At 66.4% G+C, this 21,297-nt stretch carries 19 protein-coding genes; 2 read left to right on the forward strand and 17 right to left on the reverse strand.

The features are described 5' to 3' along the window. The first annotated feature begins 75 nt into the window (after positions 1-75). Positions 76-2,151 carry a PPE family protein gene (locus G6N24_RS02790; protein WP_085161306.1) on the forward strand — a complete coding sequence of 692 codons (2,076 nt, stop codon included), beginning with the start codon at positions 76-78 and terminating at the stop codon, positions 2,149-2,151. A 143-nt stretch (positions 2,152-2,294) separates the two neighbouring features. Here G6N24_RS02790 and nuoN read toward each other — a convergent pair whose 3' ends face one another. The 14 genes from nuoN to G6N24_RS02860 form a co-directional block, all read right to left on the reverse strand. Continuing rightward, positions 2,295-3,878, reverse strand: a complete 1,584-nt coding sequence (gene nuoN, locus G6N24_RS02795; protein WP_085161304.1) for an NADH-quinone oxidoreductase subunit NuoN — start codon at positions 3,876-3,878, stop codon at positions 2,295-2,297. Beyond that, positions 3,875-5,443 carry an NADH-quinone oxidoreductase subunit M gene (locus G6N24_RS02800; RefSeq protein ID WP_085161302.1) on the reverse strand — a complete coding sequence of 523 codons (1,569 nt, stop codon included), beginning with the start codon at positions 5,441-5,443 and terminating at the stop codon, positions 3,875-3,877. The genes nuoN and G6N24_RS02800 overlap by 4 nt, the downstream gene beginning before the upstream one ends. A 73-nt stretch (positions 5,444-5,516) precedes the next feature. Beyond that, a complete protein-coding gene (gene nuoL, locus G6N24_RS02805) occupies positions 5,517-7,403 on the reverse strand; it encodes an NADH-quinone oxidoreductase subunit L (RefSeq protein ID WP_085161300.1) in 1,887 nt (628 codons plus the stop codon). 10 nt (positions 7,404-7,413) lie between these two features. Further along, positions 7,414-7,713, reverse strand: coding sequence for an NADH-quinone oxidoreductase subunit NuoK (gene nuoK, locus G6N24_RS02810; RefSeq protein WP_047313174.1), 300 nt, complete (start codon positions 7,711-7,713; stop codon positions 7,414-7,416). Continuing rightward, positions 7,710-8,486: an NADH-quinone oxidoreductase subunit J gene (locus tag G6N24_RS02815; RefSeq protein WP_085161298.1), complete on the reverse strand. Its 777-nt coding sequence runs from the start codon at positions 8,484-8,486 to the stop codon at positions 7,710-7,712. The genes nuoK and G6N24_RS02815 overlap by 4 nt, the downstream gene beginning before the upstream one ends. Further along, positions 8,483-8,977, reverse strand: coding sequence for an NADH-quinone oxidoreductase subunit NuoI (gene nuoI, locus G6N24_RS02820; protein ID WP_232070856.1), 495 nt, complete (start codon positions 8,975-8,977; stop codon positions 8,483-8,485). Before nuoI ends, G6N24_RS02815 begins: the two co-directional genes overlap by 4 nt. Positions 8,978-9,020: 43 nt before the next feature. Further along, positions 9,021-10,265: an NADH-quinone oxidoreductase subunit NuoH gene (gene nuoH / locus G6N24_RS02825; RefSeq protein ID WP_085161294.1), complete on the reverse strand. Its 1,245-nt coding sequence runs from the start codon at positions 10,263-10,265 to the stop codon at positions 9,021-9,023. Continuing rightward, complete coding sequence (locus G6N24_RS02830; protein ID WP_085161292.1) at positions 10,262-12,685, reverse strand: NADH-quinone oxidoreductase subunit G; 2,424 nt, start codon at positions 12,683-12,685, stop codon at positions 10,262-10,264. Before G6N24_RS02830 ends, nuoH begins: the two co-directional genes overlap by 4 nt. 61 nt (positions 12,686-12,746) lie before the next feature. Then, positions 12,747-14,078: an NADH-quinone oxidoreductase subunit NuoF gene (nuoF, locus tag G6N24_RS02835; RefSeq protein ID WP_085161290.1), complete on the reverse strand. Its 1,332-nt coding sequence runs from the start codon at positions 14,076-14,078 to the stop codon at positions 12,747-12,749. Then, positions 14,075-14,824, reverse strand: a complete 750-nt coding sequence (gene nuoE, locus G6N24_RS02840; RefSeq protein WP_085161289.1) for an NADH-quinone oxidoreductase subunit NuoE — start codon at positions 14,822-14,824, stop codon at positions 14,075-14,077. Before nuoE ends, nuoF begins: the two co-directional genes overlap by 4 nt. Next, positions 14,821-16,119, reverse strand: coding sequence for an NADH dehydrogenase (quinone) subunit D (gene nuoD / locus G6N24_RS02845; RefSeq protein WP_085161287.1), 1,299 nt, complete (start codon positions 16,117-16,119; stop codon positions 14,821-14,823). The genes nuoE and nuoD overlap by 4 nt, the downstream gene beginning before the upstream one ends. Next, complete coding sequence (locus G6N24_RS02850; protein WP_085161285.1) at positions 16,119-16,826, reverse strand: NADH-quinone oxidoreductase subunit C; 708 nt, start codon at positions 16,824-16,826, stop codon at positions 16,119-16,121. Before G6N24_RS02850 ends, nuoD begins: the two co-directional genes overlap by 1 nt. Beyond that, a complete protein-coding gene (locus G6N24_RS02855) occupies positions 16,823-17,377 on the reverse strand; it encodes a NuoB/complex I 20 kDa subunit family protein (RefSeq protein ID WP_085161283.1) in 555 nt (184 codons plus the stop codon). Before G6N24_RS02855 ends, G6N24_RS02850 begins: the two co-directional genes overlap by 4 nt. A gap of 8 nt (positions 17,378-17,385) precedes the next feature. Beyond that, positions 17,386-17,763 (reverse strand): NADH-quinone oxidoreductase subunit A, encoded by a 378-nt coding sequence (locus G6N24_RS02860; RefSeq protein ID WP_085161362.1) that lies wholly within the window; start codon positions 17,761-17,763, stop codon positions 17,386-17,388. Positions 17,764-18,181: 418 nt separating this feature from the next. Here G6N24_RS02860 and G6N24_RS02865 point away from each other — a divergent pair, with 418 nt between their 5' ends. Beyond that, entirely contained in the window at positions 18,182-19,456 is a 1,275-nt protein-coding gene (locus G6N24_RS02865; protein WP_085161281.1) for a PPE family protein, read from the forward strand. Positions 19,457-19,528: 72 nt separating this feature from the next. Here the strand turns inward: G6N24_RS02865 and G6N24_RS02870 are convergent, their stop codons facing one another. Genes G6N24_RS02870 through G6N24_RS02880 form a run of 3 tightly spaced genes read right to left on the reverse strand, consistent with a single transcriptional unit; the run spans position 19,529 to position 21,217 of the window. Continuing rightward, positions 19,529-19,996, reverse strand: coding sequence for an Rv3143 family two-component system response regulator (locus G6N24_RS02870; protein WP_275996443.1), 468 nt, complete (start codon positions 19,994-19,996; stop codon positions 19,529-19,531). After that, entirely contained in the window at positions 19,914-20,315 is a 402-nt protein-coding gene (locus G6N24_RS02875) for a Dabb family protein (RefSeq protein WP_085161277.1), read from the reverse strand. The genes G6N24_RS02870 and G6N24_RS02875 overlap by 83 nt, the downstream gene beginning before the upstream one ends. Further along, on the reverse strand, positions 20,312-21,217 hold the full coding sequence (locus G6N24_RS02880) for a polysaccharide deacetylase family protein (RefSeq protein ID WP_085161276.1): 906 nt from the start codon (positions 21,215-21,217) through the stop codon (positions 20,312-20,314). The genes G6N24_RS02875 and G6N24_RS02880 overlap by 4 nt, the downstream gene beginning before the upstream one ends. Positions 21,218-21,297: the final 80 nt, after the last annotated feature.

The following is a 21,297-nucleotide window of genomic DNA, read 5'->3' on the forward strand; positions in this document are numbered from 1 at the left end:
ATGCCTGAGTCGTGGGCGGGCGGCGCGCAACCCGAAGCGGAACGTCGTGTGGCGACCCATTGAAAGGACGGGCTCATGAACTACTCGGTCTTGCCGCCGGAGATCAATTCGTTGCGGATGTTCACTGGGGCCGGTTCGGGGCCGATGTTGGAGGCGGCGGTGGCCTGGGACGGGTTGGCGTCGGAGTTGGGTTCGGCGGCGGATTCGTTTGCGTCGGTCACCTCCGGGCTGGCGGGTCAGGCGTGGCAGGGTCCGGCCTCGGCGGCGATGCTGGCCGCGGCGGCGCCGTATGCGGGCTGGTTGAGTGCGGCGGCGGCGCGGGCCGCGGGGGCCTCGGCTCAGGCCAAGGCGGTGGCGAGCGCGTTTGAGGCGGCGCGGGCGGCGATGATTCATCCGCTGGCGGTGGCGGCCAACCGTAATGCGTTCGTGCAGCTGGTCCTGTCGAATTTGTTTGGGCAGAATGCGCCGGCGATTGCGGCCGCCGAGGCCCTCTATGAGGAAATGTGGGCCCAGGATGTGGCCGCGATGGTGGGCTATCACGGCGGGGCGTCGGCGGCCGCGGCGGCGTTGCCGTCGTGGCAACAGGCGTTGAAGAGCCTGCCGGGCCAGGTGGCCGCGGCGGCGGCCAGCCCGATTGCCGCGGCGGCGGCCGGTGCGCTGTCGGGCACTCCGGCTCCGGCCAAGGTGGCCGCGGCCGCGGCGCGGGTGGCCAGTGTGGCCGCGGGTGCGCCGGCGTCGGCGCGGGTGGCCGCGGCCGCCGCCCGGTTGGCCGGCGCGGTTGAGGCCAGCCCGCTTGCGGCGCCCCTGGCCGCGGCTCGCGCGTTTGCCGCGCCTGCGGCCGGCATGGCTGCCGCGTCGTCGGCTGCCGCAACCGTGGTGAATGTCCCAGCCATCAACACGGGTCTTGGCAACATCGGCAGCTGGAACCTGGGCGGCGGCAACGAGGGCGTGTTGAACTTCGGCAACGGAAACTTCGGCAGCCTCAACCTGGGCGGCGGCAACATCGGGAACCTCAACCTGGGCAGCGGGAACTTCGGTTTTGCGAACCTGGGTAGCGGGAATCAGGGCAACACCAACTTCGGCTGGGGCAACATCGGCAACGTCAACTGGGGTAGTGGAAACCTCTTTGGTGATGGGAACTTCGGGTTCGGGAATCGCTTTGGCGACGGAAACTTTGGCGGCGGAAACACGTTCGGCAACAACTTCGGTGCTGGCAACTTCGGCTCCTTCAACATCGGTAGCGGCAACAATGGCAATTCCAACATCGGGTTCGGGAACCTGGGCAACAACAACTTCGGCTTCGGGAACAACGGCAACAACAACATCGGTTTCGGGCTCACCGGCGACAATCTGGTGGGCATCGGTGAGCTGAACTCGGGCATGGGAAACATTGGCTTCGGGAACTCCGGCAACAACAACATCGGGTTCTTCAACTCCGGGGATGGGAACTTCGGTTTCTTCAACTCGGGGGACGGTAACTTTGGCTTCGGCAATTCCGGTGACGTCAACACGGGCTTCTGGAACGCGGGCTCGATCAACACCGGCTTCGGCAACGGGGGCGGCTTGAACTTCGGGGTCGGGAACGCCGGTAGCAACAACATGGGCTTCGGGAATGCGGGCGGAGCCAACCTAGGTTTTGGAAATTCGGGCTTTGACAACACCGGCGGGTTTAGTTCCGGCAACTTGAATACCGGCCTCTTCAACTCGGGCACCATAAACACGGGCTTCGGCAACGCCGGTGACGTCAATACGGGCCTGTATAACGCGGGTGACTTCAACACGGCGATTGGCAGCTCGGTCACCCCAGCCGGTGCCACCTCGTCCGGCTTCGGCAACACCGGCACCAATGTCTCGGGCTTCTTCAACTCGGGCACCAATACCTCCGGCTTCCAGAATGTGGGCGACGAAAGCTCGGGCTTCCAGAATTCGGGCGACGGGCAAACGGGCCTGCTCAACACGGGCAGCAACAACACGGGAATCGGCAACTCGGGTAGCTTCAACTACGGCATTGCGAACTCGGCGGTTGCGGGCTTTAGCTCGGGCATCTATCAGTCAGGATCTCTCAGCTCCGGCCTCGCGAACTCGGGTGACAACAGCGCGGGCGCGTTCAACCAGGGCGACTTCCAGGCGGGTCTTTTCGGTCAGCCCTGACGGATCGAGCGTTGCATCCGTAACTCAGGCGAAGCGCTATCGGGCGTCGCCAACTCGGGCACCCACAGCTCGGGCGGCTTCAACCGGGGCGATGAACAGTCGGGCTTCTTCGGCCAGCCTTAACCCGAACTGCCGCGGCCGACTCAGTGCAGCAACTGGGCCGCGCGCTCGGCCAGATCGAGCACCGGCTGCGGCACGATGCCCAAAATCACGGTGACCAAGGCGCACACGGCGATGGCGGCCTTGCTCAGCACGCCGGGCGCCACCACCTGCGGTGTGTCGCCGGATGCCTCGGTGAAGAACATCAACACGATGACGCGGACGTAGAAGTAGGCGGCGACCCCACTAGCGATCACACCGATGACCACCAGCGGCACCGCGCCGCCCTGGGCGGCCGCCTTGAACACGGCGAACTTGCTGACGAACCCACTGGTCAGCGGGATGCCGGCGAAGGCCAGCAGAAACATCGAAAACATCACGCCCACAATGGGTGAGCGCTGCCCGAGCCCGGCCCAGTGCGACAGGTCGGCGTCCTCGACACCGTCGGCGTTGCGGATCAGGCCGACGATGGCGAACGCGCCCACCGTGCTGAAGCTGTAGGCGACCAAATAGAACAGCGTCGACGATAGGCCAGCGGGGCTGTCGGCGATCACGCCGGTCAGGATGAAACCGACGTGCGCCACCGACGAATAGGCCAGCATCCGCTTGACGTCGGTCTGGTTCACCGCGGTGATGGTGCCCACCGTCATGGTCAGGATCGAGATGGCCCACAGCACCGGCCGCCACTGATCGTGCAGCGGGGGCAGCGCCACATAGACCACTCGCAGCAGGGCGCCGAACGCGGCGACCTTGGTGGCCGCCGCCATGAACCCCGTGATCGGGGTGGGCGCGCCCTGGTACACGTCCGGAATCCAGGAGTGGAACGGAACCGCGCCGACCTTGAACAGCAGGCCGACCGACAGCAGCGCGACGCCGACCAACGCCATCGAGTTGTCGCCGTTGGACACCAGCGCCTTCCGGATGCCCGGCAGGGTCAGCGTGCCGGTGGCGCCGTAGAGCAATGCCACACCGTAGAGGAAAAACGCCGAGGAGAACGCGCCCAGCAGGAAGTACTTCATCGCGGCTTCCTGCGACAGCAGCCGTCGGTGCCGGGCCAGGCCGCACATCAGGTACAGCGGCAGCGACAGCACCTCCAGCGCGACGAACATCGTCAACAGGTCATTAGAGGCGGGAAACACCATCATGCCGCCGACAGCAAGCATCACCAGCGGGAAGAGCTCGGTCTGCGCGGCTCCCGCCCGCTCCGCCTCGCGCTCGGCGTCACTGCCGGGGACCGCGGATGCCTGGGGTGTAAAGAAATCCAGCCCGGCGCCGGCCATGGCGCGCACCTTCGTGCCGGCGGCTTTGCCCGCGGCGGTGCGTTCGCCAACGAAGATGACGGCCATCACGGCGACCAGCAGCACGGTGCCGTGCACAAACAGCGTCGGGCGATCAACGGCCACCGCACCCAGCACCGCGCTACTACCGTGTGCCGGAATCGATTTCGCCACCACGACGACCGCAACCAAGGCCGCGATCAAACCGCCGAGCGCCAGCGTCATCTGCGCCGCGTAGCGGAATCGTCGCGGCAAGAACGCCTCAACCAGGACGCCGGCCACGGCGACTGAAAAGACGACGAGCATCGGGCACAACAGGAAGTACTCGACGCTGGGGGTGGGCAGGGTCATCGGTGCGGTCCTTCGGCTGTGCGGTGTTCGCCGGTTGGCACGGTGGGCGCCGGATCATGCTGGCCGATGGTGGTCATGGTGTTCTCGACCGCGGGGTTGATCAGGTCCAGCATCGGTTTGGGGTAGACCCCGAGCACGAGCAGCAGCGCGATGAGCGGTGCGACGACGATCATTTCCCGCGGCACCAAGTCACCGATCCGTTCATTGCCGCGCGCCACCGGTCCGGTCATGACGCGCTGATACAGCCACAACATGTAGATGGCCGACAGCACGAGGGCGGTGACGCCGAAGGCCGCCGCCAGCCAGTAACGGTTGAAAGTTCCCAGCAGGACCAGGAATTCGCTGATGAAAGGGGCCAGACCGGGCAACGACAGGGTGGCCATGGCCGAAACCATGAACGTTCCCGCCAGGATGGGAGCCACTTTTTGCACGCCGCCGTAGTCGGCGATGGCCCGGCTGCCGCGCCGCGAGATTAGGAAGCCGGCGATCAGGAACACCGCCGCGGTGGACAGGCCGTGGTTGAGCATGTACAGCGTCGAGCCGCTCTGCCCCTGGGTGGTCATGACGAAGATGCCCGCGATGATGAATCCGAAGTGCGAGATCGAGGTGTAGGCGATCAGCCGCATCATGTCGGACTGGCCGATCGCCACGATCGCGCCGTAGACCACCCCGATGATGGCCAGGGCCACAATCAACGGACGGAAATACGTTGAGGCGCTGGGAAACAGCTGCAGGCAGTAGCGCAGCATGCCGAAGGTCCCGACCTTGTCCATCACCGCCATCATCAGCACCGCGCTCGCGGGTGTGGCCTCGACCGCGGCGTCGGGCAGCCAGCGGTGGAACGGCCACAGCGGGGCCTTGATCGCGAACGCGAACATGAACCCCAAGAACAGCGCCTTGATCACCGCGGGGTCGGCGCCGTAGCGACCGGAGGAGAAACCGCCCACGATGTCACGGAAGTCGAAACTGCCGGAGCCGTGTTGCGCGGTCACCACATACAGCCCGATCACCGCCGCCAGCATGATCAAGCCGCCGAACAGGTTGTACAGCAAGAACTTCACCGCGGCGCGCGACCGGCCGGGACCCTGGCCGAAGCCGCCGATGAGGAAGTACATCGGGATGAGCATCGCCTCGAAGAACACATAGAACAGCAACACGTCGAGCGCGATGAGCGCGATCAGCACCATCGACTCGATGGCCAGCGTCAGGGCGACGTAGGCGTGCACGCCTCGGGTGCGATGCCCACCGTCGTTCCAGCCGGCTATCAACAGCAGTGGAACCAGCACCGCGGTCAGTAGCACCAGCACCACCGCGATGCCGTCCACGCCCAGGGTGTAGCCGGCACCGAAGGCCGGTATCCACGAACGGGATTCCACGAATTGGTAAGTGGCGCCGCCGGTCTTGAATCCGGTCGCGATGACGGTCGCCACCGCCAGCACCAGCGCACTGACCACCAGGCCGGTCCACTTGGCAAGTTGCCGTAACCCCGGGGGCAGCAGGATGATCAGCACGGAACCGGACAGCGGCAGGAGCCACAGCACGCTCAGCCACGGCACGTTGCTCATAAGCGCCGCTCCTCTCCCCCGCAAGCGGGAGGTGCCCCCACATCGCTCCGCTCTGCATCGTCGCCGGCGCGCCTCACCACGCCTGCACCGCCCAGATCGCGGCGGCCACCAGGGCCGCTCCGAGCAGCATCGACAACGCGTAGTTGCGGGCGAAGCCGGTTTGCAATCCCCGCAGCCGATTCGACGTCCGGCTCACCAGCGCGGCCAGCGCATTGATCGAGCCGTCCACACCCGCGTTGTCGACCTCGACGAGCGCGTCGGTCAATTGCGCGCCAGGGCGCATGAACACCTCCTCGTTGAAGGCATCGCCGTAGAGGTCGACGCGTGCGGCCGTCGTCAGCACCGACACCCGGACGGGGGCCACCCGGGGAACGGGCGCGGTGGCATACATCCGGTAGGCCACCGCGATACCGACGGCAACAACTGCCAACGCCGTTGTGGTGCTTACCCAGGCCGGCAGGGCGTGGGCGGGTTCTTCATGAGTACCGACGACCGGCTCGAGCCAGTGCGGCAGGGTGCCGCCGACCGCGAACAGGCCGCCGGAGAGCACCGAACCGACGGCGAGCAGGATCATCGGCCACGTCATCACCGCCGGCGCCTCGTGCGGATGCGAGCCTGGCGCCCAACGCTTTTCGCCGAAGAACGTCATCAGCATCACCCGCGTCATGTAGAACGCGGTGACGCCCGCGCCCAGCAGCGCGGCGCCGCCCAGCAGATAACCCCGGGTGCCGCCGGTGCCCAGCGCCGCCTCGATGATGGCGTCCTTGGAGAAGAAACCGGCGAACGGCGGCACCCCGATGATCGCCAGATATGCCAGCCCGAACGTCGCAAAGGTGACGGGCAGGGCGGCGCGCAGACCCCCGTAGCGGCGCATGTCCTGCTCTTCGTGCATCGCGTGGATCACCGCGCCGGAGCCGAGGAACAGGCCGGCCTTGAAGAAACCGTGGGTGAGCAGGTGCATGATCGCGAACGCGTAGCCGGCCGGGCCCAGGCCGGCGGCGAGCACCATGTAGCCGATCTGGCTGATCGTCGATGCCGCCAGCGCGCGTTTGATGTCGTCCTTGGCGCAGCCGATGATCGCCCCGAACAGCAACGTGACGGCGCCGACGACGGACACGGCCGACCGCGCGTCGGGCGCCAGGTCGTACAGCGGGTTGGACCGCACGATCAGGTACACGCCGGCGGTCACCATGGTGGCGGCATGGATCAACGCCGACACCGGCGTGGGGCCCTCCATGGCGTCACCCAACCAGGCCTGCAGGGGAACCTGCGCGGACTTGGCGCACGCGCCCAACAACATCAGCAGCCCGATGACGGTGAGCACACCTCGGCTGGCGGCCGGTGCGCCGGCGAACACTCCCGCATAGGACAGCGTCCCGAACGTGCCGAACATCAGGAACATGCCCAGCGCCAGGCCGGCGTCGCCGACCCGGTTCATCACGAACGCCTTCTTGGCCGCCGTGGCCGCCGACGGCTTGTGGTACCAGAAACCGATCAGCAGGTAGGACGCCAGGCCGACGCCTTCCCAGCCGACGTAGAGCACCACGTAGTTGTCGGCGACCACCAGCAACAGCATCGAGGCCAGAAACAGGTTGAGATACCCGAAAAACCGGCGGCGGTCCGGGTCCTCGGCCATGTAGCCGATCGAATAGATGTGGATCAGCGACCCGACCCCGGTGATCAGCAGCACGAAGCAGATGGACAGCTGGTCGATTTGCAGACCGAAGTCGACCTGGAGCCCGCCGACCGGGATCCAGCTGAACACCGTCTGATGGATGACGCGGTCGTCCCCGTTGCGTCCGAGCAGGTCCGCGAGCAGCGTCGCGCCCACCCCGAACGCCGCGAGCGCGGTGGCGCAGCCCAGGAGGTGGCCCCACGGGTCGGTGCGCCTGCCGCCGAACAGCAGGATCGCGGCACCCGCCAGCGGCAGTGCTACGAGCAGCCAGGTGTAGTGAGTCATCGTGGCGTTCTTAGCCTTTGAGTAGATTCGCGTCGTCCACCGACGCCGATTTGCGGGCACGGAAAATCGTCATGATGATCGCCAGGCCGACGACGACCTCGCAGGCGGCCACCACCATCGTGAAGAACGCGATCATCTGCCCGTCCAGATGGCCGTGCATCCGCGCGAAGGTGACGAACGCCAGGTTGACGGCGTTGAGCATCAGCTCGACGCACATGAACATCACGATCGCGTTGCGGCGCAGCAGCACGCCCGCGGCGCCGATGGTGAACAGCAACGCCGAAAGGTAAAGGTAGTTGGCCGGATTCATGACGCACTTCCTCTGACGGTTTCGGGCGGGGGTGTGTGTAGGCCGTCCGCCCCACGGGTGCGCAGTATCGGCGGCACCGACAACTCCGAGTACGAGCCGTCGGGGAGTAGCGCGGCCACGTCGACCGCGTTGTGGCGCGCGTAGACGCCGGGGTTGGGCAACGGCGTCGGATGCCCGCCCGCACGAAAGCGCGCCTCGGACAGTTCCCGCTGGGTCCTGCGGCGCTCGAAGCGTTCGCGGTGCGCCAACACCATCGCCCCCACGGCCGCGGTGATCAACAGCGCGCTGGTCAATTCGAATGCCCACAGATAGCGGGAGAAGATCAGCGCGGCCAGGCCTTCGACGTTGCCGTTGGCGTTGGCGGCGGTCAATCCGGTGAAACTTCCGATCGCCACGTGGCCGATGGCGCCGACCAGCAGAACGCCGAACCCGACGCCGGTCACCACGGCGGCAACCCGCTGGCCGCGCAGCGTCTCCTTCAATGATTCGGCCGAATCCACACCGATCAGCATCAGCACGAACAAGAACAGCATCATGACCGCGCCGGTATAGACGACGACTTGAACGACACCGAGAAACAGCGCGTCGGAGACCATGTAGAACACCGCCAGGATGATCATCGTCATCGCCAGGAACATCGCCGAGTACACGGCATTGACGGCGAACACCACCCCCAGCGCGCCGATCAGCGCCAGCGCTCCCAGCACCCAGAACGTCACCGCTTCGCCGGTGGAGGTGCGCACGATGGTGTCGGATGCTAGTAGCGCGATCACCGGGTATCTCCAACTGTTTGGCTCTCGCGCAAGCCATGTGCGGTGACGTTGCCCTGGTAGTAGTCCTTATCGGTGGCGCCCGCGGCCCGCGGATGCGGCGGCGCGGTCATCTCGGGCAGCAGTGGGGCCAGCAACCGGTCCTTCTCGTAGATCAGGTCGGCGCGGTTGTCGTCGGCCATCTCGTAGTTGTTGGTCATCGTCAGCGCGCGGGTCGGGCAGGCCTCGATGCACAGACCGCAACCGATGCAACGCAGATAGTTGATCTGGTAGACCCGCCCGTAGCGTTCCCCGGGTGAATACCGTTCCTCTTCGGTATTGTCCGCGCCCTCGACGTAGATCGCGTCGGCCGGGCAGGCCCAGGCGCACAACTCGCAGCCGATGCATTTTTCCAGTCCGTCCGGGTACCGGTTGAGCTGATGCCGGCCGTGGTAGCGCGGTGCCACCGGACCCGGCTTCTCCGGATATTCTTCGGTGACGGTCCTTTTGAACATCGAACCGAGCGTGACGCCGAATCCCGCTACGGCGTCCAAGAATCTAGCCACGTACCTTCTCCTTGCTCGCCGGCAGCGGCGGTGTCGGGAATGCCGGTGCGGTGCTTGCGCTTTCCTGAAGTTCACTGCGACGCTTGCGCAGTTGCCGCGACAGCGCGCGAACACTCGGGGCGGTGAACGGCCTGCGCAGCGATGCCACCAGCACCGCGGCCACGACGATGCTGCTGATCACCATCGCCGGGGTCCACTGCTGGTAACCCTGGTTGCGCAGCGAGCGGATGACCGCCGCGACCATCACCCACACCAACGAGACGGGGATCAGCAGCTTCCAGCCCAGGGCCATGAACTGGTCGTAGCGCAGCCGGGGCAGCGTGGCCCGCAGCCAGAAATAGATGAACAAAAAGCCCCATACCTTGGCCGTGAACCAGATCAGTGGCCACCAGCCGGTGTTGGCCGCCGCCCACATGTTCAGCGGCCACGGGGCATGCCAGCCGCCGAAGAACATGGTCGCGGCCAGCGCCGAGACCGTGGTCATGTTGACGTACTCGGCGAGCATGAACATCGCGAACTTCAGCGAGGAGTACTCGGTGTGGAAACCCGCGACCAGCTCACCCTCGGCCTCGGGCAAATCGAAAGGCGCGCGGTTGGTTTCACCGACCATGGAGATGAGGTAGATGATGAACGACGGCAGCAGCAAAAAAACGTACCAGACACCGTCTTGCGCGGCCACGATCCCCGACGTCGACATGGTGCCGGCGAGAAGGAACACCGTCGCAAACGACAGGCCCATCGCGACCTCGTAGGAGATGACCTGGGCGGTGGACCGCACCCCGCCCAGCAGCGGGTAGGTGGAGCCCGACGCCCAACCACCCAGCACGATGCCGTACACCCCGATCGCCGACATCGCCAGGATGAACAGCACCGCGACCGGCAGATCGGTGATCTGCAACGGTGTGCGGTGACCGAACACCGACACCTCGGGACCGAACGGGATGAACGCAAACGCGGTGAACGCGGGAATCACCGAGATGATTGGCGCCACAAAGTAAACGAACCGGTCGATGCCCCCGGGAGTGATGCTCTCCTTGAGCGCCAGCTTGATTCCGTCGGCCAGGCTCTGCAGGGCACCCTTCGGCCCGACTCGGTTGGGGCCGGGCCGCAGCTGCATCCGGCCCAGCAGCTTGCGTTCGGCCAGGATCGCGACCAGCACCGTCAGCATCAGGAAGACGAATACGGCGAGCGCCTTGGCCAGCACCAGCCACCAGGTGTCGTGCCCGAAGATGTTCACGGGCCCACACCGATCTTGACGACGCCGCCGATCGTCACACCGAGCTCCTGGTGCACCGCCGAGCCCGGGGAGTTCAGCGGCAGCCACACCACCCGGTTCGGCATGTCGGTCACACTGAGCGGCAGCGTGATCGAGCCGCGCGACGTGCTGACCGTGACGTCGTCGCCGTCGGCGGCGCCGATTTCGGCCGCCGTGTCGGGCGACAGCCGCACCACGGGTTTGCGTGCGGTACCGGCCAGGTGCGGTTCGCCGTCCTGCAGGCGGCCGCTGTCGAGCAGCATCCGCCAGCCGGTCAACACGGCCTCGCCCGCTTCGGGTTGGGCTGGCGGGGCGGCTTCGACGTGGGGACCGGCGGCGCGCTTGCCGTCCCAGACACCCAGCCCGGCCAGCTCCGCACGGGCCTCCTCGACCGTGGCCACGCCCAGCTGGACGCCCATTTCATCGGCAAGCGCGTCGAGCACCCGATGATCCGATTGGCCGACTTGCTGGGTGGTGCCCTGCAGCGCGGCGCCGAACCCGCGGTAGCGCCCCTCCCAGTTGACGAAGGCGCCGGCCTTCTCGGCCGTCGGCGCGACCGGGAACACCACGTCGGCACGCTCGGTGACGGCGCTGTGGCGCACCTCCAGGCTGACCACGAACCCGGCGGCGTCTAGCGCGGCCAGCACGGCATCCGGATCGGCGAAGTCGGCCGGGTCCACACCGCCGACCAGCAGCGCGCCCAGCGTTCCGTCGGTGGCGGCGACCAGCATGCCGTCGGCGTCACGCCCGCTGGCGGTGGGTAATTCGTCGACGTGCCAGGCCGCGCAGACCTGCGCGCGCGCGGCGTCGTCGGCCAACGGGCGGCCGCCGGGCAGCAGCGAGGCCAGCGCCCCGGCTTCCAAAGCGCCGCGCTCCCCAGCCCGGCGCGGGACCCAGGCCAGGCGGGCCCCGGTGGCGTCGGCCAGCCGCGCCGCGGCGGACAAGCCGCCGCCGACTGTGGCCAACCGTTCCCCGACCATGATCACCGCGCCGGGCGTGGCCAACAGGTCGCCCAACTCACCGGTGGCCAGGCCGTCCAGCGTCGAGGGTTCTTCGCCGGGAGCGGTTTTGAGCAACCGGCCGGACATCTTCTGCAGCGCGCGAGTGGCGAACGGCGCGATCGCGTAGACCGGCACGCCGTGTTTGCGGGCCGCCTTGCGCAACCGCAAAAAGACGATCGGCGACTCGTCTTCCGGTTCGAACCCGACCAGCAGGATCACCGGCGCGGACTCCAGGTCGGAGTAGCTGACGGCTATCTGGCCTCTGCCGACGATGCGGGCCGCCAGGAAGTCGGCCTCCTCGGCCGAGTGTGGACGAGTGCGGAAGTCGATGTCGTTGGTGCCCAGCGCGATTCGTGCGAACTTGGCATAAGCGTAGGCGTCCTCCCAGGTGACGCGGCCACCCACCAGCACACCCGTTCGCCCGCGGGCCGCCTCGAGCCCCTGGGCCGCGGCCACCATCGCGTGCGACCACGACGCGGGTACCAGCTCCCCGCGAGGGTCCCCGCCATCGCGGATCAGGGGAGCGGTGATCCTGTCTGGCTGGGTCGCGTACGTGAAGGCCCACCGGCCCTTGTCGCAGTTCCACTCCTCGTTGACTTCCGGGTCGTCGCCGGCCAGCCGGCGCAGCACCTTGCCGCGGCGATGATCGGTGCGCTGCGCGCAGCCCGAGGCGCAGTGCTCGCACACGCTGGGGCTGGAGACGAGGTCGAACGGGCGCGCCCGAAATCGGTACGCGGTCCCGGTCAGCGCGCCCACCGGGCAGATCTGCACCGTGTTGCCCGAAAAGTAGGAGTCGAACGGCTCATCGGCGTAGATGCCGACCTGCTGTAGAGCGCCGCGCTCTTGCATGTCAATGAACGGGTCCCCGGCGATCTGGTCGGAGAACCGCGTGCAGCGCGCACACAAGATGCACCGCTCGCGGTCGAGCAGCACCTGCGAGGAGATGTTGATCGGCTTGGCGAACGTCCGCTTGACGTCGGTGAAGCGGGAATCGGCCCGGCCGTTGGACATTGCCTGGTTCTGCAGCGGGCATTCGCCGCCCTTGTCGCACATCGGGCAGTCCAGCGGATGGTTGATCAGCAGCAGTTCCATCACGCCGTGCTGGGCCTTGTCAGCGGCGGCAGAGGTGAGTTGGGTGCGCACCACCATGGCGTCGGTGGCGACGGTCGTGCACGACGCCAGCGGCTTGCGTTGTCCCTCAACCTCGACCAGGCACTGTCGGCACGCGCCGACGGGTTCGAGCAGCGGATGGTCACAGAACCGCGGGATCTGGATGCCCATCAACTCGGCGGCGCGAATCACCAGAGTCCCCTTGGGAACGCTGATTTCGACGCCGTCGATCGTCAGCGTCACCATTTCCGGCTGGACCACCCGGTTTTTGGTGTCGGCCGCTTGGGTCATCGGCGCCGCTCCTCTCCCCCGCAAGCGGGTGGTACCCGCACTGCATCGTCGCCAGCGTGCGTCATGAGCGCCGCTCTCCGTTCGCCGTCAGCATGGAGTCTCGGGGGTCGAAGGGGCAACCGCCTCCTTCGATGTGGGCGACGTACTCGTCGCGGAAGTGCTTGATCGACGACATCACCGGGCTGGCGGCGCCGTCGCCCAACGCGCAGAACGCCTTTCCCAAGATCGAGTCCGAGATGTCCAACAGCTTGTCGAGATCCTCGGCGGTGCCCTTGCCGGTTTCCAGCCGTTCGTAGATCTTGTCCAGCCAGAAGGTGCCCTCCCGGCACGGCGTGCATTTCCCGCACGATTCGTGCTTGTAGAACTCGGTCCAGCGGCGCACCGCGCGCACCACGCAGGTGGTCTCGTCGAAGATTTCGAGCGCCTTGGTGCCTAACATGGATCCGGCCGCGCCCACACCCTCGTAGTCCAAGGGCACGTCGAGATGCTCGTCGGTGAGCAGCGGCGTCGATGACCCGCCCGGCGTCCAGAACTTGAGCCGGTGGCCGGCGCGCACGCCGCCGGCGTAGTCGAGCAACTCCCGCAACGTGATGCCCAGCGGGGCCTCGTACTGACCCGGGCGGGTGACGTGTCCGGACAGCGAATACAGCGTGAAGCCAGGCGATTTCTCGCTGCCCATCGACCGGAACCAGTCGACGCCGCCCAGAATGATCGACGGGACACTGGCGATCGTTTCGACGTTGTTGATCACCGTGGGGCAGCCGTACAGCCCGGCTACCGCGGGGAACGGCGGCCGCAGCCGCGGCTGGCCGCGCCGGCCTTCCAGCGAATCAAGCAGTGCGGTCTCCTCGCCGCAGATGTATGCGCCGGCGCCGGCGTGCACCACCAGATCCAGGTTGAAGCCGGAGCCGGCGATATTGCGGCCCAGGAACCCGGCGGCGTAGGCCTCGGCCACCGCGTTCTGCAGCCGGCGCAACACCGGCACTACTTCACCGCGCACGTAGATGAAGGCATGGTGGGCCCGGATCGCGTAGGCGGCGATGACGATGCCCTCGACGAGCACATGCGGTGTCGCGAGCATCAGCGGAATGTCTTTGCATGTACCAGGTTCCGACTCGTCGGCGTTGACGACCAGGTAGTGGGGCTTGGCGGCGGCGCCGGTCTCGCCCTGCGGGATGAACGACCATTTCATGCCGGTGGCGAAGCCCGCGCCGCCACGCCCGCGCAGCCCCGAGTCCTTGACGATGCCGATCACGTCGTCGGGCTTCATGGCCAGGGCCTTCTGCAACCCCTGATAGCCGTCGTGGCGAAGGTAGGTGGCGATGGTCCAGGACTCGGGGTCGTCCCAGTAGCGGCTGATCACCGGGGTTAACGGTGTTGCCTGGGACGTCATGACTGGCCTTCTGGTGCCTGCATGCCGTTCTCCTGCGCCACCCGCAGCCCGGCCAGGGTGGCCGCGCCGGCCCCACCCTGGCCCTGGTCGGGACGTTGGTCGGGCAGGCCCGCCAGGATGCGCGACGTCTCGCGGAAGGCGCATAGGGGAGCCCCGCGGGTCGGCGACTTGGGCTTGCCGGAGCGCAGCGAGTCGACGAGTTCGCGCGCAGAGTCGCAAGTCTGGTTGTCGAAGAATTCCCAGTTGACCATCACCACCGGCGCGTAATCGCAGGCGGCGTTGCACTCGATGTGCTGCAGGGTGATCGACCCGTCGGGAGTCGTCTCGTCGTTGCCGATGCCGAGATGGTCTTTAAGGGTGTCGAAGATGGCGTCGCCGCCCATCACCGCACACAGCGTGTTGGTGCACACACCGACCAGGTATTCGCCGGTGGGGCCGCGGCGGTACATGGTGTAGAAGCTCGCCACCGCCGACACCTCGGCGCCGGTCAGCCCCAGCTGGTCACCGCAGAACTCCAGGCCCGCCGGGGTCAGGTAGGAGTCCTCGGCCTGCACCAGGTGCAGCAACGGCAACAGCGCCGAACGCTGGTTGGGGTAGCGACCGATGATCTCCTTGGCGTCCACCTCCAGCCGCGCCCGCACCTCCGGTGGGTATGACTGTGGGGCACCGTCGACCGCGAACTGGTTGGGCTCTTCGGGTGGCGGTCCGAGCCGGATGAACACCGGATCGCCGGGCGATTGGGTCATCGGTCGACTCCGCCCATCACCGGGTCGATGCTGGCGACCGCGGCGATCAAATCGGCGACCATCCCGCCCTCGCACATCGCGGCGACCGCCTGCAGGTTGGTGAACGACGGATCCCGGTAATGCACCCGGTAGGGGCGGGTGCCGCCGTCGCTGACCATGTGCACGCCGAGCTCACCGCGCGGCGATTCCACCGACACATAAACCTGACCCGCGGGAACACGAATGCCCTCGGTCACCAACTTGAAGTGGTGGATCAGGGCTTCCATCGAGCCGCCCATGATCTTGGCGATGTGCTCCGGCGAGTTTCCCATTCCGTCGGGGCCTACCTTCAGGTCCGCGGGCCAGGCGAGCTTGCGATCTTCGATCATGGTCGGACCCGGCCGCAATTTGTCCAGGCACTGTTCAATGATCTTCACTGACTCCCACATCTCTTTGACGCGAATGATGTAGCGCCCGTAGGCATCACAACGGTCATCGGTGATCACGTCGAATTCGTAGTCCTGGTATCCGCAGTAGGGTTCGCTGCGCCGCAGGTCATGGGGCAACCCGGTGGAACGCAGTATCGGGCCGGTGATGCCCAGCGCCATGCACCCGGTCAGGTCCAGGTAGCCCACGCCCTCGGTGCGGGCCTTCCAGATGGCGTTTTCGTTGAGCAGCTCGCCCATTTCGCGCAGTGGTTGCCGCAACTGCTTGATGGCTTCCGCGATCTCGCTTTCCGCGTTGGGCGGTAGATCCTGCGCCACGCCCCCGGGTCGGATGTAGGCGTGGTTCATCCGCAAACCGGTGATCGATTCGAACAGGTTGAGGATGATCTCGCGGGCCCGGAAGCCGATGAACATCGCGGTCATCGCGCCCAGTTCCATGCCGCCGGTTGCCAACGCGACCAGGTGCGAGGAGATCCGATTCAGCTCCATCATCAGCACCCGGATGACGTTGACCCGCTCCGGTATCTGATCGGTGATGCCGAGCAGCTTCTCGACCCCCAGGCAGTACGCCGTCTCATTGAAAAACGGTGAGAGGTAATCCATCCGGGTGACGAAGGTGACGCCCTGGGTCCAGTAGCGGTATTCGAGGTTTTTCTCGATTCCGGTGTGCAGGTAGCCGATTCCGCATCGGGCCTCGGTGACGGTTTCGCCTTCGATCTCGAGGATGAGCCGCAAAACCCCGTGGGTGGACGGGTGCTGCGGGCCCATGTTGACGACGATGCGTTCGCCGGGATCGGCCTTGCGCGCGGCATCGACGATCTGTTCCCAGTCCTGGCCGCCCGCGACCAAGACAGTCTCTGCGCTGGTCATCAGTTGTAGCCCCTCCGCTCGTCGGGCGGGGGTATCTGCGCGCCCTTGTATTCGACCGGGATGCCGCCGAGTGGATAGTCCTTGCGCTGCGGATGCCCGTGCCAATCGTCGGGCATCTCGATGCGGGTCAGTGACGGGTGACCGTCGAAGACGATCCCGAAGAAGTCGTAGGTCTCGCGCTCGTGCCAGTCGTTGGTCGGGTAAACGCCAAACAATGAAGGGATGTGCGGATCGCTGTCGGGCGCAGACACTTCCAGTCGCAGACGACGGTTGTGGGTAATCGACTGCAGCGGATATACGGCGTGCAGTTCCCGGCCGGTCTCGTGCGGATAGTGCACCCCGCTGACACCTAGGCACATCTCGAAGCGCAATTCCGGCTCGTCGCGCAGGCGCTGGGCAACCTGCGGCAGCAGGTCCCGGTTGACGTGCAGGGTGAGTTCGTCGCGGTAGACCACGACCTTCTCGACCGCCTCGTCGTAGTCGACGCCCTCGCGCGCCAATGCCTCGGCCAGCCGGTCGGTGACGTCGTCGAAATAGCCGCCGTAGGGCCGCGGGCTGCCGCCCGGGAGGGTGATCTCGCGCACCAGCCGTCCGTATCCCGAGGTGTCGCCGGTGCCTTTGACCCCGAACATGCCGCGGCGCACGTCGACCACTTCGCCCCCGGCGCTGGCTATCGCTTCCTGCGGGTCCTGGTCCGGCGAACTCATCGCAGCAGTCCGCGCATCTCGATCGTGGGCCGGGCCGACAACGCCGCCTCCTCGGCCTCGGCAATGGCACGCTCCCGGTTGATGCCCAGCGGCATTTCCTGAATCTTCTCGTGCAGCTTGAGGATTGCGTACAACAGCATCTCCGGCCGCGGCGGGCAGCCGGGCAGGTAGATGTCGACCGGAACGACGTGGTCCACGCCCTGCACGATCGCGTAGTTGTTGAACATCCCACCGGACGACGCGCACACACCCATCGCCAGAACCCATTTCGGCTCGGCCATCTGGTCGTAGATCTGGCGCAACACCGGCGCCATCTTTTGGCTGACCCGCCCCGCGACGATCATCAGGTCGGCCTGCCGTGGCGTCGCCGAGAACCGCTCCATGCCGAACCGGGCGATGTCGAACCTCGGCCCGGCGGTCGCCATCATCTCGATCGCGCAGCAAGCCAACCCGAACGTCGCCGGCCACAGTGAGTTCTTGCGGACATAGCCCGCCACCTTCTCGACCGTCGACAGCAGGATCCCGCCGGGCAGTTGTTCCTCTAACCCCACGCCTTACCTCAATCCCACGTCAGGCCCCCGCGGCGCCACACATACGCGTAGGCCACGAACACCGTGAGCATGAATATCACCATCTCGACCAACGCGAACGTGCCCAGCGCGTCGTAGCTGACCGCCCATGGGTAGAGGAACACGATTTCGATGTCGAAGACGATGAACAACATCGCGGTCAGGTAGTACTTGATCGGGAAGCGCTGCCCGGCAGCCGCGTGCGGACCGTGGGCCCCTGCGCCGGTAGGTTCGATCCCGCATTCGTAGGCCGCCTGCTTCGACCGGTTGTAGCGGGACGGGCCGACCAGGCTCGCGATCACAACCGAGACCACGGCAAAGGCCGTGGCGATCGCCCCCAGCACCAGGATGGGTATATAGACGTTCAATTCGCTCCATGATCCGTCGTCTGGGCCGCCAGCGCTGGGGGTACCGCCCGCTTTGCGGGGGACGACCAGGCGGTGACCGGGCTGCTGTGACGGACCGGGCTTGTGGGCCGTCGCAGTGACCTTCAACATAGTCGCGCGGGTGTCGCAGCACGTGCCCGGGGTCGGGCTGGCTGACACCCGCCGGATTCGTTTCGGGGCCCGGCGCGGCCTCGACGTCGGCTCGAGTTGTGCGGCGCATTCGGCATACCACACAGAAGCACGGGTGAAGATTTGGGTGCCGCGGCGCAAAATTGTATGAATCTCGGGTTGACCAGCCGCTGTGCGGGGCGTTCGTTGTTACTCTTTGGTGACGTCGGGTAATCGCAGGGCTTTCGCGAAGTAGGCGTGCAACCGACAAAGATCTGGGAGGGTTGGAGCCGTGAGCTTTTTTACGCTGCCACCGGAGATCAACTCCCTGCGTATGTTCATCGGCGCGGGTTCTGCGCCAATGTTGGCGGCGGCGGCGGCTTGGGACGGGCTTGCCGAAGAGTTGGGGACCGCGGCGCGGTCGTTCTTGTCGGTGACGACCGGTTTGGCCGGTCAGGCGTGGCAGGGTCCGGCGGCGGCGGCAATGTTAGCTGCGGCGGCTCCCTATGCGGGGTGGCTGAGTGCGGCGGCGACTCAGTCCGCCGGGGCGGCCGGGCAGGCGCGAGCCCTCGTCAGCATGTTCGAGGCGGCGCAGGCGGCGACGGTGCTTCCGGCCGCGGTGGCGGCCAACCGCGACGCATTCGTGCAGCTAGTGATGTCGAATTTGTTCGGCCAGAACGCGGGCCTGATTGCGGCTGCCGAAGGCATTTACGAGGAGATGTGGGCCGCGGACGTGGCCGCCATGTCGGGGTATTACTCGGGGGCGTCGTCGGTGGCCGCGCAGTTGGTGCCGTGGGCGAACGTGCTGCGGGGTCTTCCGGCTCTGGCCGGCGGCGCTGTCGGCGGTAACTCCGGCGGTAACGTCGCGGGCGGCGCCAGCCTTGGCGCCGGTACCCACGGCGACACCAACGTCGGTGTCGGCAGCGGCGGCGACACCAGCGGCGGCGTCGGTAGCGGCGGCGTCGGCAGCGGCGGGAGCAGCTCTGCCGGTGGGGGCACAACGAGCCTCGGCAGCCCAGACACCGGTGCCGGGAACGTGGCGGGTGATCCGAACTACGGAAACGTGGCCCAGGGGAGTTACGGCAGCGGCAGCGCCGACGCCGGAAATGCCGTCGGTGGAAGCGTTGCCGGCGTCAATATGGGCGTTGGGGGCCTCGGGATGATGGCCGTTCCGTTCGCGATGGCGGTCGCCGGTGCTAATCCGACTGGGCTTGGCGGCACAAACTCCGGCGCGGGAAATACCACCGTCACGCCTCGGGCGCCGGAACCAGCGGCTGCTTCGACGCCGGAAGTCGAAACACCGGAAGTCGAAGCGCCGGCTCCGCACATGGGAGTGTTGTCAACCGCGGACCCGGAGATCGCGGCGAAGGCCGCTCCGGTATCGGTGACGCGGGTGACACAAAAGACGAGCTCTGGAATTCCGGGGTCGACGCTTCGGCGTTCAGGAGCTTCGGAGGCTGCATCCGCGGAGGAAGAACAAGCGCCCTCGCTAAGACCGGAAACCGAAGCCGGGCGGTTGCGACCTCGGGCAAAGCCAGCCCCGGGGATTCAAGTGCGGGGTGGCTGAACGCTCTGCGTCGAGATTGCCGTGGGGGCTGCCCTTCGACGACGGTCAGCGACCGTAGCGGCAATCTCGAACTCAGAGGGCCGGAGCGCGCAGCAGCCCGAGTACGGTGCGGCCCAGCACGATCGGGTCGATGGGATGCGGCACGGCGGCCTCGGCTCGCGACCAACTGGCCAGCCAGGCATCGTCGGGGCGCCCGGTGAGCACCAGGATCGGCGGGCACGTCTTGAGTTCGTCCTTGAGCTGCTTAGCGATTCCCATGCCCCCGGTCGGTGTCGCCTCGCCGTCCAGGATGGCCAAGTCGATGTCGCCTTCATCCATCGTCCTTATCACCATCGGACCGGTGGCCACTTCGACGTAGCTCAACTCGGGCAGGTCCGGGTGCAGCCGTTTGCCCAGCGCCCGCATCACCCGTTGGCGAGTTTCGATGTTGTCGCTGTAGACGAGGATCCGCAGGCTGTCATTGGCGTCGGGCACGGTCCAGATGGTACTGGTGCTCGCCTGCAGCTCGGGCGGCGCGGCGGGTGTGGCAACCTGATGCATCTTCTGTCGGTGTAGCGGTGGCCGGTATCTCCGGGTCGAAGTCGATGCCAATCGTCTCGGCGGCATAGGCATCGACGAACTGCTGGGCATCGCGGTGGGCCGGGTGGTCACGGTATGCGGCGACATCGGCCAGGCTCGCGAATTCCCCAATGAGCGACATGTCCCACGCGCGCGTCATGGTGGTCAGGTTGGTGCCGACCCGCCAGTTCGACAGGCCCGGCACCAGGGTGGCCAACTCCCGAAGTCGCGCGACGCACTCCCGCCGCGTCGCCTCGGGTACCCCATGCCTGAAGTTGATCAACACCACATGCTGGATCATTGGTCACCGCCGCTGCGGCCGGGCAACCCGCTGACGGGGGCGGGGTCGCGATCCACCCACGTGGCGGTATCAGGATTGGCCAATGTCCAGGACGCGATCTCGTCCTTGCGGGCCCACCACACATCGTCGCGTTCACGCAGCCGGGTCAGCACCCGATCGAGAACCCGCACGCGGGACGCGTGGCCCGAAAGGCGTTCGTGTAGACCGATGACCATCATCCGGCGTCGGTGGGCGCCCTCCTCGTAGAGTTGCTCGAACTCGTCGACGAGCTGTTGCTCGTAGTCGCCGGGTGAGAATCCGGGAAAGTCGAAGCTGGCAATGTCGTTGAGGTGCACCGAATACGGCACCGTTGCGAACGGCTCGCCGTTGATGCGCTGCAAGAACGGCTCGTCGGCGGATAGATCGTCGATGTGGTAGGTGAACCCGAGTGCCTGCAGGATCTCGAGGGTGTTGACCCCGGGACGGATCCAGTAGTTGTTGTAGCCGACGGGCCGGAACCCGGTGACCTCCTCGATGGCCCGGACACTGTCGGCGATCCACTCACTTTCTGCGTCGCGATCGAGGTGGTATTGCCGTTGCCATTTCCTGCCGTGGGCACCGGCCTCGTGACCCCGATTGACGATTTCGGCCGCGACCTTGGGATGTCGTAGCACCGCATCACCGATCATGAACGACGACATGCGGATCCCGTGTTTGTCCATCAGGTCCAGGATTCGGGGCACACCCTCACGGGCGCCGTATTCGTAGAACGAGTTTTGACCCAAGTCGGGAAAGCCGTTGAGAATCGGCTCGGTGATGGGGCCGCCGGCCCCGCTGATAGGTTGACCGCCGGCCTCGAACTGCATCGACACGGAAACCGCCAGCCGTGCGCCGTTCGGCCAGAACGAGTTTGGTTGCGACATGGTTTGCCTTTCGTTGTCACCCGATGCAAGCGAGCCTAGGAATCCTGCACCGGTATCTTCAACGAAACCTCTTGTGAACA

The sequence above is a fragment of the Mycobacterium lacus genome, assembly GCF_010731535.1.
Classification (GTDB): Bacteria; Actinomycetota; Actinomycetes; order Mycobacteriales; family Mycobacteriaceae; genus Mycobacterium; species Mycobacterium lacus.